Raw genomic sequence first — 13,645 nt, forward strand, 5'->3', positions numbered from 1 at the left:
ATCACAACGGGAGGACATATGAAAAAAACGGGTTTGGCTATCGCCTTGTTGGCCATGATGGGAGCATCGACGACGGTGTGGGCGCAGGATCACGAACAGCGCGCCGCCAAGGTGGGGCAGTGTGCGGGCCTGCAGCCGGCGGATATCGCCGCCCAGGTCAAGCGCGACTTCTTGCAGAACCGCATTACGCGCTGGGAGTCGGACAAAAAGCTGCTGGGTACCGCAACGCCGATTGCCTGGGTTAGCCCGGATGCCATCAGCGGCAAGGATCAGGTATGGCAGGTGCCGTTGACGGTGCGTGGCACCAAGGCAGATAAAACCTACAACGTGACGCTCAACTGCAACACCGGCGAAATCGCCTACAGCGCCCCGCAGTAACGCTTTCCCGGCAGTAAAAAGCCCGCCGAGCGGCGGGCTTGATGTTCTCAGGCGGTGTCAGTCGCTAAACGGGATCACCAACTCACCCGGTTTCACTTCCAACCCTTTCGCCAGTTTTTTCGCCAGCGCTTCGGTTTTGCTGTTGTCAGGATTCAGCACATAAGCCGGCTTTTGGTCGAAGTAGGATTTCAGCGACTGGTTCAGATACGGCGTCAGCGCTTTCATCACCGTCTGCATTTTTTCCGGCTGCACGCTGTAATCGGTCAGCTCCATGTCCTTCAGGTAAATGGCGCCCTGCGCCCGGTCGTAAACCGGCTGTGCTTTCAGCGTCAGCTTCAGATCAGCGGTCTGCGGGCCGAGAATCGACGTGATGTTGACCTTGGCGTCGCCGGAAAGGGTGACTTTACCCGGTTCGCTGCGGCCGATCTGGCTTTGCAACTGAGTCAGCACGATGTTGGCGTCCAGCAGGCCGGGCACGCCGATTTGCTTCTGATAGTCGTTATGTTTCTGCAGGTAGTCATTCACTTCCTGCTCACTCAGGGTGTACTGGGTCAGTTGATTGCAACCGGCCAATACGCCGGCGAACAGCAGGGCGGCTGCGCCCATCAGGATCTTCTTCATTAATGCCTCATTGCGACTGCTGGCGAAAAGTGCTGCAGATAATTGATTAATCATTATAAACGCTCCGCCTGCGCGTGAAAACGGCAGGCGGCGGTATGGCGGGAATAGTGCGCGTAAAACAGGGCGAGACCTATCGGATAACGCCGAAAGCGTCAGCGCCGTAATCGCAGCGCCAAGAGGATCACGCCGGCCAGGCAGGCTGCGCCTCCCAACAGCGGGAACAGCGGAATGCCCCACAGCCTCAGCGACGAATGCATCAGATAAGGCGCCAGCCCCAGGGCAAAAGCGGCGGTGACGATGGCGATGGCCAGGGTAACGGCGCTGCGCTCCAGCGCTTTGCTCAACTGACCGAGGTTCTTGACGTTAATGTCGGCATTGAGCTGCCCGCGTTTCAGGCGGCGCACCAACAGCCGCAGGGTTTGCGGCAGCTCCTCTCCGGCGTCGAGCGCTTCCCCGCCCAGGGTCAAGAGCCGTTGGCGCACGGCGTCAGGGGCATAACGTTGCAGCACCGTTTGTTGCAGCATCGGTTTGAGCGTGGCGACGATGTCAAAGGCCGGATCCAGCCGGTGCAGCACGCCGTCGGCGGTGATTAAGGCCTTGAACAGCAGCACCAGATCCGGCGGCAGCGCCAGCTGGTGCTCACGCGCCATCACCAACAGGTCAGTGAGGGCTTTGCCGAGCGTTAGGGTGGCGGCGGCCTGCTTGTCGAGAAAGTTTTGCGCCGCCAGCTCCAGGTCCATCAGATCCAGCGGTTCGCTGTCCGACCAGGCGATCAGCGTGTTGACGATGCCTTCGGACTGACGATCGGCGATGGCCTGCAGCAGCAGGAGCAACTGGTTGCGCCGCCGTTCGGACAGCTGCCCCACCATGCCGAAGTCGATGAAGCCGACGCGATCGCCGCTCAGCGCCATCACGTTGCCGGGGTGCGGATCGGCGTGATACAGCCGGTGCTCCAGCACCATGCTCATAAAGGCGCGAGCGCCGCGCCGCGCTAGCAGCGGGCCGTCAAATCCCGCTTCCGCCAACTGCCGGGGGTTCTCCGGCGCGGTGCCGGGCAAGTATTCCTGCACTAACAGACGCGGGGAAGACCATTGCCAATAGATTTTCGGCACGACCACGTCAGGTTCACGCGCAAACATGCCGGCGACGCGATCGCAGTTATGCCCTTCATGGGTCAAATCCAGTTCATGATTGAGCGCCGTCGCCAGCGCTCTGACCATCTGCCGTGGTCGATAGCGCGCCAGCGCCTGACTCTGCTGCTCCACGGTTTCCGCCAGCGAGGCCAGCAGCCGCAGATCGGCGTGAATGGTTTTTGCCAGGCCGGGGCGCAGCACTTTCACCACCACCTGTTCGCCGCTGTGCAGGCGTGCGCGGTAAATTTGCGCCATCGACGCCGCGGCCAGCGGTGTGCGATCGAATTCGGCAAACAGCTGCTCGGGATCATCGCCGAGATCGGCGATGATCTGCGGCGCCAGCATTTCCCATGGCAACACCGCCGCCTGGCTGTGCAGACGATCCAGTTCGTCGGTCCAGGCCGGATCCAGCAGGTCAGAACGCGTGGCCAGGATCTGGCCGAATTTGACGAAGGTTGGGCCGAGCGCCTCGAGCGCTTCGCGCAGCCGCTGAGGGAGGGGCTGCGCGCTCTGCCGGGCGGGCTCACCGCGGGCGCCATGCAGCAACGCCCCCAGGCCCAGCAGGCGCAGAACGTCTTGCAAACCATAACGAATCAGAACGGAAGTAATTTCCTTCAGCCGCGCCCGATCGCGAGCGGTGGCGAGCACCATTTTCAGCATCAGTACGCCATATCCTTTTTGTGACTGTCGAACGTTATTGTTCCATATCCAGCAGCAACGGCACTTCGCTGCGCTGCGCCATGCGGTTGCGGTAGGCTTCCACGTTGTCCGGCAGGGCAACCCCGGCGACGATCGACAATGAGCGCAGCAGCGGGAACAGATGAATATCGTCCTCAGAAAGCTCGCCGTTCACGGCGTCGGCGGAGACGATCAGCGGTGACAGCGTTTGCAGGTCGGCCTCCAGTTCGGCGATCAGATCGGCGCTGTTGGCGAGATGCTCGGCGAAATCACCGATTGACGCCTGCTTTTTATCGATAAAGTAACGGCGGGCGCTGTCGGTGGCAAATTCTTCGAAATCGGCATGCGCAATACGCGGCAACAGCAATTTGGCCGCATAACTGTCGACCCGGCGCAACCACTCGGCGATGGCCGGGTTGGTGCGGCCGGTCAGCACCGGTTTGCCGTCCAAGCCATCGACATAGCGCACGATATCCAGGCTTTCCGGCATCGCTTCGCCGTCGTCTTTGATCAGGATCGGCACCATTTTTTTGCCAATCAGATTGAACGGGGTCGTCTCATCGTCGTTGAGCAACGTGACCAGGCGAATCGGCAGATGTTTCAGGCCGAAAATCATGCGGGCTTTAACGCAGAATGGGCAATGATCGTAAATGAACAGTTTCATGCTTGCTCCGGGTTGTCAGGTTTTAACAGCAATAGTTACCACAGCTTATCGAGGCTGTCTTGAAACGCGTGTGTTGGATGGTGCGTTATTGCGATATTGCCCGCGCAACAGGCGCGGGCGAGGGGTGCTATTTCTTGACCGGTACCGAGTTGAGCACATCGATCAGGTGAATGCGGGCTTGTTCCAAATCGATCTGATCGCGTTCGTTGGCGGCGGTGACGACCTGCAGCTGTTTGATAATATCGTTTTTCAGGCCGGCGTCGCTGGCGAGGATATGCGCCAGCGCCTTTTCCACCAGGGTGGAGCGCGCATAAATCATGCGCAAGTTCAGTATCATATGTTCGAGTAGTTGCGGTAATTTGGCTTCTTCGCTCATGCCGACGGGCTCCTGTGGGTGTTTTTACTAACAGGATAGCAGCTGTTGCCGATTCGGCCGGATTTCTATGGCGTTAGCCGCCGCGCAGTATCACCGACGCGTTGCGCCGCGGGCTGAATTGCCAGTACAGCGCCAGCAGCGTGGCGAAGCCTACGGCGCCGAGCAGCAGCCAGGGCAGCTCCGGCATGTTCATCATCCGCCCGGTATCGTACATCCAACCGCCGCCGGTATATCCCAACGCACCGCCCAACGCCAGCCCGAGGCGGCTGAAGCCCATGTAGCTGCCGCGCGCCCGCGGATCGGCCAGCGACGCGCTGAGCGTTTCGCGCGCCGGCTCGGCGATGATCGAACCCAGATAGAAACAGCAGATCAGCGTGAACACGCCTTGCAGGCTGCTGGCAAGGCCGATCGGCAGCAGGCTGAGCGTCATCAGCAGCAGGCCCGCCATCAGGCGTTGTTCAAGCCGAAAATGTTTTTCACCCCAACGCGCCAGCGGATAGAGCAGCGACAGCGACAGCGCCGCTTCGATCGCGTACATCCATTTCACCGCCGCCGGTGAGCCGGCAATTTCATTGACCACGATCGGCAGCATCAGCATCACCTGTACCGCCAGCATATAGTAGCCGGTCAGCGTCAGGACATAGGTGAGGAAGCGGCGATCGCGCACGACCCGCAACATGCCTTCTTTCATCGGTACGCGCACGGTGGAGATGCGATAAGCCGGCAGTAACCAGGCGTTCCAGCCGGCGGCCAGCACGAAGATCGCCGCCCCGACCCAGCAGACAAAGTGGAAATCGTATTGCAGCAGCCAACTGCCGATCAGCGCGCCGACTACCGCGCCGGCGCTGTCCTGCATCATCAACAGCGAGAAAAAGCGGCCGCGTTCGTGCGGACGGGTCAGTTTGATCACCAAAGCGGTGCGCGGCGGATCGAACAGCGTGCCGCCGAGGGCCGACAGCGCGCAGGAGAACCACAGGATCCACGGCGCATCGGCCATCGCCATGGTGGCGAAACCAGCGGCGCGCAGCAGCATGCCGGTGACGATCATCGGCTTGGCGCCAAAGCGATCGGCGACCGCGCCGCCAAAGATGCCGAGCCCTTGTTGCAGCAACTGACGCAAACCCAGCGCGATGCCGACGATCAGCGCCGCCCATCCCAGCTGATCGACGAAGCGGATCGAAATAAGCGGGAACACGACAAAGAAGCCTAAAACCACCAGCAGGTTGTCGAGCAACAGAAAATATTTACCCAAGCTGCGCGCTTGCGACACCAGAGACATGCATCACCATGAGCAATTAAGAGAGAGGGGGAAGGCAACTCCACCATTCTCTACCCAATTGGCGGACGGCGACAGGGGCGGAGTAGATAATATTTTTTTATCGTCAAGGTGTTACCTGAACTGCAAAATTGGCGGAAAAACGCCGTAAAACGCGTATTCGGCGATTTACTGAGCGGCCGGTATTTTACCTCGGGGGCGGCCTACGGTTATATTGAATGCAAGGGAGCGCGGTTCTGAGGCGCTATTGGCAACATAAAGTCATGGCCTCAGATCGGCGTCGGATAATTATCCACGAGGCTTCCTAATAAATACTTCTTATCGAACCGTTTTGACCGCGGGGGAAATGATGTTCGGCTACCGCTCTGCATCGCCAAAAGTACGTCTTACTACCGACCGGATGGTGGTCCGTTTAGTGCATGAACGGGACGCCTATCGTCTGGCGGACTATTATGCCGAGAACCGGACCTTTCTCAAACCCTGGGAGCCGGTGCGCGATGAAAGCCATTGTTATCCGTCCGGCTGGCAGGCGCGCCTGGGGATGATCGCTGAAATGCAAAAGCAGGGCAGCGCCTACTATTTTATCCTGCTCGATCCGGAAGAGCAGGAAGTCCGCGGCGTGGCGAACTTCAGCAACGTGTTGCGCGGTTCGTTTCACGCCTGTTTCCTCGGTTATTCGCTGGGGGAGAAATGGCAGGGGCAGGGGTTGATGTTCGAAGCCTTGCAGTCCGCCATCCGCTATATGCTGCGCCAACAGCGCATGCACCGCATCATGGCCAACTATATGCCGCATAACCAGCGCAGCGGCGCATTGCTGACGCGTCTGGGATTCGAACGCGAAGGTTACGCCAAAGATTACCTGCTGATCGACGGCAAGTGGCAAGACCACGTTTTGACGGCATACACCAATAAAGAGTGGCTACCCCCACGTTGAGGCCAAACGATGAAATATGAATTGAACGCCAAAGAGGCCCGGGTCATCGGCTGCCTGTTGGAAAAACAGGTGACGACGCCGGACCAATACCCGCTTTCGCTTAACGCCATTACCCTGGCCTGTAACCAAAAGACCAACCGCGAGCCGGTGATGGATCTGAGCGAAAGCGAGGTGCAGCAACTCCTCGATCTCTTGCTGCGCAAACATTTCCTGCGCACCCTCAGCGGGTTCGGCAATCGGGTCGTGAAATACGAGCAGCGGTTTTGCAATTCCGAGTTTGGCCAGCTGAAGCTCTCTCCCGCCGAACTGGCGGTGATCGCCACCTTACTGCTGCGCGGCGCGCAAACGCCGGGCGAGCTGCGCACGCGCACCAACCGAATGCACGAGTTCAGCGATGTCAGCGAGGTCGAACACGTGCTGCAGCAGTTGACCACGCGCGAAGACGGCCCGTTCGTAGTGCGCCTGGCGCGCGAGCCGGGCAAGCGCGAAAGCCGCTTCATGCATCTGTTCAGCGGGCCAATCGATGAGGCGCCGCCGGCGCTCGAGTCGGAGATCGACGGTGAATTGAGCGCCAGGGTCAGCGCGTTGGAAAACGACGTGGCGGAGCTGAAACGGCAGGTGCAGCAACTGTTGGCGAGGGAAACGCATGACTAAATTGCGCGTGGGCGTGGTGGGGCTGGGCAGCATCGCGCAGAAGGCCTACCTGCCGATCCTCAGTCAGGCGGCGGACTGGACGCTGGTGGGCGGCTTCTCGCCTAATCAACAGAAAGCGCAGCCGCTGTGCGACAGCTACCGCATGGTCTGTTTCCCTCGGCTGGACAGCTTGGCCGAACAGTGCGATGCGGTCTTTGTCCACAGCAGCACCGCCAGCCATTTTTCGGTCATTGGCGAGCTGTTTAACCGTGGCGTACATGTTTACGTCGATAAGCCGCTGGCGGAAACGCTGGAGCAGGGCGAGCAGTTGCTTGAGCTGGCCGAGCGGCGGGGCAAAACGCTGATGGTGGGGTTCAACCGCCGTTTCGCGCCGCTTTACCGCCAACTCAAGCAGCAAATGAATCAGCCCGCCTCCATTCGCATGGATAAACATCGGGCGGACAGCGTCGGCCCTCACGATCTGCGCTTTACCCTGCTGGATGACTATCTGCACGTGGTGGACACCGCCCTGTGGCTGGCGGGCGGAGGCGAGCAACTGCTGAGCGGCAGCGTGCGCGCCAACGCTGCAGGCGAAATGCTGTACGCCGAGCACCACTTTGCCTGTGGCGATACGCTGGTGACGACCAGCATGCATCGCCGCGGCGGCAGCCAGCGCGAAAGCGTGCAGGCGGTGACCGACGGCGCGCGGTATCAGTTGACCGATATGCGCCACTGGCTGCGTGAAGATGCGCAGGGCGAGTTGGAACAGCCGGTGCCGGGTTGGCAAAGCACGCTGGTGCAACGCGGTTTCGACGGGGCTGTGCGGCATTTCCTCTGCGCCGTCGCCAATCAGAGCGCGCCGGAAACCGGCGGCGAGCAGGCGCTGGTTGCGCAGCGGGTGGTCGAGCGTTTGTTACGCGATAACTCTATGTAACATATGGCGGTAGCTATTCTTTTCCGGATGCGTAAACTGAGCCGATTGTTTCACTGACGCCTGCTGTTGCAGGCGTTGATATTTACGGTACCTATCAGACAACCACATGAACCTACTCAAATCCTTGGCTGCCGTCAGCTCGATGACGATGTTTTCGCGGGTGTTGGGCTTTGCCCGCGATGCGATCGTCGCGCGCGTGTTCGGGGCCGGCATGGCAACGGACGCCTTCTTCGTGGCGTTCAAACTTCCTAACCTGCTGCGTCGTATCTTTGCCGAAGGCGCATTTTCGCAGGCTTTCGTGCCGATCCTGGCGGAATATAAGAGCCAGCAGGGCGAGGAAGCGACGCGCACCTTTATCGCCTATGTCTCCGGGCTGTTGACGTTGGTGCTGGCGGTGGTGACGGTGCTGGGGATGCTGGCCGCACCCTGGGTGATCTATATCACTGCGCCGGGCTTTACCGATACGCCCGACAAGTTTGCGCTGACGTCGGCGCTGCTGCGCATTACCTTCCCCTATATTCTATTGATTTCGCTGGCCTCGCTGGTGGGGGCGATCCTCAATACCTGGAACCGTTTCTCGATCCCGGCCTTTGCGCCAACGCTGCTTAACGTCAGCATGATCGGCTTCGCGCTGTTCGCCGCGCCGTATTTCCACCCGCCGGTGCTGGCGCTGGCGTGGGCGGTGGTGGTCGGCGGCGTGCTGCAACTGGGCTATCAGCTGCCGCACCTGCGCAAGATCGGCATGCTGGTGCTGCCGCGCATCAAATTGGGTGACGCCGGGGTCTGGCGGGTGATGCGCCAGATGGGGCCGGCGATCCTTGGGGTGTCGGTCAGCCAGATCTCGCTGATCATCAACACGATCTTCGCATCGTTCCTGGTGTCCGGCTCGGTGTCCTGGATGTACTATGCCGACCGCCTGATGGAGTTTCCTTCCGGCGTGCTGGGCGTGGCATTGGGCACCATCCTGCTACCGTCGCTGGCCAAAAGCTTCTCGAGCGGCAACCACGACGAGTATTCGCGCCTGATGGATTGGGGGCTGCGCCTGTGCTTTCTGCTGGCGCTGCCGAGCGCCATTGCGCTGGGTATTTTGGCCAAACCGTTGACCGTCTCGCTGTTCCAGTACGGCAAGTTCAGCGCCTTTGACGCGGCGATGACGCAACGCGCGCTGGTGGCTTACTCGGTGGGGCTGATGGGGCTGATCGTGGTTAAGGTGCTGGCGCCGGGCTTTTATTCGCGTCAGGACATCAAAACGCCGGTCAAGATCGCCATCATTACGCTGATCATGACGCAGGTGATGAACCTGGCGTTTATCGGTCCGCTGAAGCATGCCGGCCTGGCGCTGTCGATCGGTTTGGCGGCCTGCCTGAACGCCGCGCTGCTGTATTGGCAGCTGCGCAAGCAGAAAATCTTCCAGCCACAGCCGGGTTGGGCGCTGTTCCTCACCAAGCTGGTGATTGCCGTGCTGGTGATGTCGGCTGTGCTGATTGGCTTGATGTGGCTGATGCCGGCCTGGGATCAGGGCAACATGCTGGAGCGTTTGCTGCGCTTGGCGGCGGTGGTGGTGGCCGGTGTGGTAGCCTACTTCGGCGTGCTGGCCGGGTTGGGTTTCCGCCCGCGTGATTTCGCGCGCCGGGTCGTCTGAGCCGAGTGAAAGCATAAAAAAAGGTCGCCACGGCGACCTTTTTGCTTTTCTGCGCGGCGCGGTTTACATGCGCTCGACGGTTTCGATGCCCAGCGTATCCAGGCCGGTTTTCAGCGTTTTGGCGGTCAGCAGCGCCAGCTTCAGGCGGCTCTGACGGGCTTCTTCGCTGTCGGCGTTGAGGATCTGGCAGTGCTCGTAGAAGCCGGAGAACAAGCCGGCCAGATCGTACAGGTAGCTGCACATGACGTGCGGCGTGCCTTCACGCGCGACGGCGGTGAGCACCTCTTCGAACTGCAGCAGGCGAGTGGCCAGCGCAATTTCACGCTCTTCGGTCAGGGTCAGCGGCAGCGTCAGGCTGCTTTCGTCGATCCCGGCGCGTTTGAATACCGATGCCACACGGGTATAGGCGTATTGCATGTAAGGCGCGGTATTGCCTTCGAAGGCCAGCATGTTATCCCAGTCGAAAACATAGTCGGTGGTGCGGCTTTTCGACAGATCGGCGTATTTCACCGCGCCGATACCGACCACGCGAGCGATGGTCTTCATTTCGTCTTCCGGCATGTCCGGGTTTTTGCCGGCGATCAGCTGCTCGGCGCGTTCGATGGCTTCATCCAGCAGATCGGAGAGCTTCACGGTGCCGCCTGAGCGGGTTTTGAACGGCTTGCCGTCTTTGCCCAGCATCATGCCGAACATGTGATGTTCCAGCGAGACGGACTCCGGCACGTAACCGGCCTTGCGCACGATGGTCCAGGCCTGCATCAGGTGCTGATGCTGGCGGGAATCGATGTAATACAGCACGCGATTGGCACCCAGGGTCTCGTAGCGATACTTGGCGCAGGCGATATCGGTGGTGGTGTAGAGGTAGCCGCCATCCTTTTTCTGGATGATGACGCCCATCGGGTCGCCGTCCTTGTTCTGGTATTCGTCGAGGAACACCACGGTAGCGCCTTCGCTTTCCACCGCCAGCCCTTTGGCTTTCAGATCGGCGACGATGCCCGGCAGCATCGCGTTATACAGGCTTTCGCCCATCACGTCGTCTTCGGTCAGCGTGACGTTCAGGCGGTTATAGGTCAGCTGGTTTTGCGCCATGGTGATGTCGACCAGCTTGCGCCACATTTTCAGGCAGTATTGATCGCCGCCCTGCAGCTTCACGACGTAAGCGCGTGCGCGCTCGGCGAACTCGGCGTCTTCATCGTAATGCTTCTTGGCTTCGCGGTAGAACTGCTCGAGATCGGACAAGCCCATATCGCTGGCGTTTTCATTCTGCATTTTTTCCAGGTAGGCAATCAGCATGCCGAACTGGGTGCCCCAGTCGCCGACGTGGTTGGCGCGGATCACTTTATGGCCCAGAAATTCCTGAGTACGCGCTGCGGCGTCGCCGATGATGGTGGAGCGCAGGTGGCCGACGTGCATTTCTTTCGCCACGTTCGGCGCAGAATAGTCGATAACGATGGTTTGCGGTTCAACCGGCGCAATGCCCAATTTCGGTGCGTTCAGCACCTGGTCGGCCTGGCGGGCGACCCAGTCGCTGTTCAGGAAGATATTGATAAAGCCGGGGCCGGCGATTTCCACTTTACTGGCGACGTCGCCGAGATCCAGCAGTTGCACCACTTTTTCCGCCAGCTGACGGGGCGGCATGCCCAGCTTTTTGGCGACTGACATCACGCCGTTGGCCTGGTAATCACCAAACTGCGCCTTGGCGGATGGGCGGACCTGCGCTTCGCAATCCGCTGGCGCGCCAGCGGCGATCAGCGCCTGGCTGACTTTATCTGAAAGAAGAACCTGAATATTCACCGGGTTACCTTAATGACGAACGAGGGGCCGAAACCAGCCCCCGAGGGATTCAACGGTGGTGGCCAACGGCGCGCGGGCGGCGGCGACCTCCACAAAACAGCCTGCAATTGTAACCGATCTGAGGGAGCCCGTCAGCAGTTGGCGCGACCGCAGCGATGAAACAGTTGCGGAGGCACGCGTTATTGCCGTGGGGGTAAAAGATGGACAACCGAGAGGAGATATACGGTGGAAAAAATGAGGGGCTAGCGTTTTTTATTGCGGCGACCGGAGTCCAGCGTATTGGTGCTGCGAGATTTAAAATGACGGTAGATGGCGTATACGGCGATAATTATCAACACCAAGGATATCGTCAGCAATAACATAATGATCATCTCTAATTTAAATTTCCTCCAAAGTAGCCGAGTTGAGTGGGTGAATCAATTGCCCGGCATTAAATTAAGATAATCCTTACTTTTTCATCATTTTTTGTACGGCATTCTCTTTTTTTACAATTGGTTAAGCTTGTGGTTTTGTGTGACTTATATAAGTGGGCGAGGTTTGATTAAGCGAAAAAAATCAATCGATTTAGCCCGCAGGTGGCGGAGGGCTTTGTGCAAAATAACTTAAATCTTACTGTCATAAGGAAATGATATAATGGCCTGCGAAAAATCCTATTTTTTATTTAATTGCCGAATTAATAAGCTGCCATCTTAATAAGCGCTGGATTTTTCGTCCTCCATCCAGAACCGAAAGTTCTGCTGTACTGCCGCTGAAAAATCTCGCCACTCTGGCGAGCGCCGTCGCCACCGTGTAAATTACGGCGTTTAACTTTGCGCTCGTTGTTTTGAGGTTTCTATGACCAATCCCTTGCAGGCCATTGCCGAGCTTGACGATCTGAAGCTCGACCTGCCGCGTTTCGAGCAGGCGTTGCAACAATTCGCCGCCAGATTGCAGCTTGACCTGTCCTCGTTTACCGCCGATCACATTTCCTTGCGCTGTCACCAGAACGCTACCGCCGAACGCTGGCGCCAGGGATTGATGCAGTGCGGGACACTGTTGTCCGAATCGATGATCAACGGGCGGCCTATCTGTCTGTTTGATTTACAGCAGCCGCTGGCCGTGGGGCCGTGGCGGATAGATTGCGTCGAGCTGCCGTATCCCGGGGAGAAACGGTATCCGCATGAAGGGTGGGAACATGTCGAGCTAGTGCTGAGCGGCGATCCGCAGACGTTGCACGCCCGCGCGTTGAGCCATCTCGCTGATGAAGCGTTGCTGGCGCCGGGGATCAAACTGAAGCAAAGCTCGCCAAAAGGCGAGGGCGAGCGGTTGCCGAACCCGACGCTGGCCATCACCGATGGAACGGTCACGATCAAGTTTCATCCTTACTCCATTCGGGACATTGTCGCCAGCGAGCAAGGCTAGTCGAACAGCGTGGCGCAGGCCCGCGCCATGCGATCGAGCGCTTCATCGAGCAGAGCCCGCCGGCAACCGAAGTTCAGTCGTACAAAGCGCCGATCGCCGAAATCCAAACCGGCGCTTAATCCAACGCCCGCACGCTCGAAGAACTGATGCGGATTGTCTACCGGCAATGCGCCGCAGTCGATCCAGGCCAAATAGGTGGCTTCAATCGGCAACAACTTCAATCCCGGCATGGCGTTGATGCGCTCTGTCACCCTATCGCGATTGGCGCGCAGATAAATCAACTGCTCGTCCAGCCAGGGTTGCCCGTATTGATAGGCCGCTTGGGCGGCGACCAGCGCCAGCAGATTGACCTCCGGCACGATGCCGCTGCGCGCGCGTTTCAGCTTTTGTCGCAGCGCCTCATTAGGGACGATCGCCATCGAGGCGCCCAGCCCGGCGAGATTAAACGCCTTTGACGGCGACATCAGCGTTACGCTGCGCTGGGCCGCGTCTTCGCTCAGGGTGGCGAAAGGAATATGCCGTGCGCCGGGTTCAAGCAGCAATTCGCAGTGGATTTCATCCGAACAGACGATTAAATCGTGCTCGCGGGCGAACTGATGGTGCTGCGACAGCTCTTCTCGACGATAAACGGTGCCACCGGGATTTTGCGGGTTGCACAGCAGCAGGAGCTTCTCATTGCCGCTGAACTGCCCATGCAGCGCGGAAAAATCCAGCACCCAACGTTGGCCTGTTGCCGCCAGCGGTACCGAGAGGTGCTTGCGCCCGGCGAATTTGGCCGCTTTGCGAAATGGCGGATAAATGGGGCTGGGCGCGAGCGTGCTCTGATGGTCTTCGGTGAAGGCGCGCACGCACAGGTTCAAGCCGCACACCAGGCCGGGCAGGAAAAGGATCCATTCAGGCTTGATGTGCCAGCTGTAGCGCTCTACCATGCGGCGGGTAAAAACCTCAAGAAGATCGGGGGATGGGTGCGTGTAGCCGAACACGCCGTGCGCCACGCGCCGCTGCAAGGCGTCGATGACCGCCGGCGGGGAGGCGAAGTCGCTGTCGGCGACCCACAGCGGAATGATGTCGCGGTCGCGATATTTATCCCACTTAACGCTGTCACTGTGACTGCGGTCTACCCATTGATCAAAATTGAATGCCATAGTTACAACCCTGAGCCGGTTTATGCCTAAGCATGA

Annotated in this window: 14 protein-coding genes; 7 read left to right on the plus strand and 7 right to left on the minus strand. The window is 59.3% G+C overall.

What is annotated here, in order from left to right; genetic code table 11:
* The first annotated feature begins 18 nt into the window (after positions 1-18).
* Positions 19-378, plus strand: coding sequence for a protein YebF (gene yebF / locus ACJ8PE_RS03895; protein WP_033643374.1), 360 nt, complete (start codon positions 19-21; stop codon positions 376-378).
* Positions 379-435: 57 nt separating this feature from the next.
* On the opposite strand, the gene ACJ8PE_RS03900 is transcribed toward yebF, so the two are convergent.
* From ACJ8PE_RS03900 to mdtH, 5 genes are all read right to left on the minus strand, one after another.
* The gene (locus tag ACJ8PE_RS03900; RefSeq protein WP_197759741.1) at positions 436-999 is read right to left on the minus strand and encodes a lipoprotein; all 564 of its coding nucleotides are present in this window, start codon (positions 997-999) and stop codon (positions 436-438) included.
* A gap of 152 nt (positions 1,000-1,151) precedes the next feature.
* Positions 1,152-2,792, minus strand: coding sequence for an ABC1 kinase family protein (locus tag ACJ8PE_RS03905; RefSeq protein WP_072627494.1), 1,641 nt, complete (start codon positions 2,790-2,792; stop codon positions 1,152-1,154).
* Positions 2,793-2,826: 34 nt separating this feature from the next.
* A complete protein-coding gene (gene grxB, locus ACJ8PE_RS03910) occupies positions 2,827-3,474 on the minus strand; it encodes a glutaredoxin 2 (RefSeq protein WP_033650938.1) in 648 nt (215 codons plus the stop codon).
* A 127-nt stretch (positions 3,475-3,601) separates the two neighbouring features.
* Positions 3,602-3,850 carry a hypothetical protein gene (locus ACJ8PE_RS03915; protein WP_033643371.1) on the minus strand — a complete coding sequence of 83 codons (249 nt, stop codon included), beginning with the start codon at positions 3,848-3,850 and terminating at the stop codon, positions 3,602-3,604.
* Positions 3,851-3,923: 73 nt separating this feature from the next.
* Positions 3,924-5,129 carry a multidrug efflux MFS transporter MdtH gene (gene mdtH / locus ACJ8PE_RS03920; protein ID WP_033643370.1) on the minus strand — a complete coding sequence of 402 codons (1,206 nt, stop codon included), beginning with the start codon at positions 5,127-5,129 and terminating at the stop codon, positions 3,924-3,926.
* A 346-nt stretch (positions 5,130-5,475) separates the two neighbouring features.
* On the opposite strand from mdtH, the gene rimJ reads away from it, so the two are divergent.
* The 4 genes from rimJ to murJ all read left to right on the plus strand — a co-directional run bounded on the left by rimJ (position 5,476) and on the right by murJ (position 9,269).
* Entirely contained in the window at positions 5,476-6,060 is a 585-nt protein-coding gene (gene rimJ / locus ACJ8PE_RS03925) for a ribosomal protein S5-alanine N-acetyltransferase (protein WP_033644290.1), read from the plus strand.
* A gap of 9 nt (positions 6,061-6,069) precedes the next feature.
* The gene (locus tag ACJ8PE_RS03930) at positions 6,070-6,714 is read left to right on the plus strand and encodes a YceH family protein (RefSeq protein WP_197759743.1); all 645 of its coding nucleotides are present in this window, start codon (positions 6,070-6,072) and stop codon (positions 6,712-6,714) included.
* On the plus strand, positions 6,707-7,627 hold the full coding sequence (locus tag ACJ8PE_RS03935; protein ID WP_197793532.1) for a Gfo/Idh/MocA family protein: 921 nt from the start codon (positions 6,707-6,709) through the stop codon (positions 7,625-7,627). Before ACJ8PE_RS03930 ends, ACJ8PE_RS03935 begins: the two co-directional genes overlap by 8 nt.
* Positions 7,628-7,733: 106 nt before the next feature.
* Complete coding sequence (murJ, locus tag ACJ8PE_RS03940) at positions 7,734-9,269, plus strand: murein biosynthesis integral membrane protein MurJ (RefSeq protein WP_033643367.1); 1,536 nt, start codon at positions 7,734-7,736, stop codon at positions 9,267-9,269.
* A gap of 63 nt (positions 9,270-9,332) precedes the next feature.
* On the opposite strand, the gene argS is transcribed toward murJ, so the two are convergent.
* The gene (gene argS, locus ACJ8PE_RS03945) at positions 9,333-11,063 is read right to left on the minus strand and encodes an arginine--tRNA ligase (protein WP_033650942.1); all 1,731 of its coding nucleotides are present in this window, start codon (positions 11,061-11,063) and stop codon (positions 9,333-9,335) included.
* Between the two features lie 200 nt (positions 11,064-11,263).
* Here argS and ACJ8PE_RS03950 point away from each other — a divergent pair, with 200 nt between their 5' ends.
* Complete coding sequence (locus ACJ8PE_RS03950; protein ID WP_197759746.1) at positions 11,264-11,422, plus strand: hypothetical protein; 159 nt, start codon at positions 11,264-11,266, stop codon at positions 11,420-11,422.
* A gap of 475 nt (positions 11,423-11,897) precedes the next feature.
* Entirely contained in the window at positions 11,898-12,464 is a 567-nt protein-coding gene (locus tag ACJ8PE_RS03955; RefSeq protein WP_197759747.1) for a VOC family protein, read from the plus strand.
* Here the strand turns inward: ACJ8PE_RS03955 and ACJ8PE_RS03960 are convergent.
* Positions 12,461-13,609, minus strand: coding sequence for a MalY/PatB family protein (locus ACJ8PE_RS03960; RefSeq protein WP_197793530.1), 1,149 nt, complete (start codon positions 13,607-13,609; stop codon positions 12,461-12,463). The two genes, ACJ8PE_RS03955 and ACJ8PE_RS03960, sit on opposite strands and share 4 nt — an antisense overlap.
* Positions 13,610-13,645 lie beyond the last annotated feature (36 nt).

Source organism: Serratia sp. CY74737, assembly GCF_052166775.1.
GTDB lineage: Bacteria > Pseudomonadota > Gammaproteobacteria > Enterobacterales > Enterobacteriaceae > Serratia > Serratia ureilytica.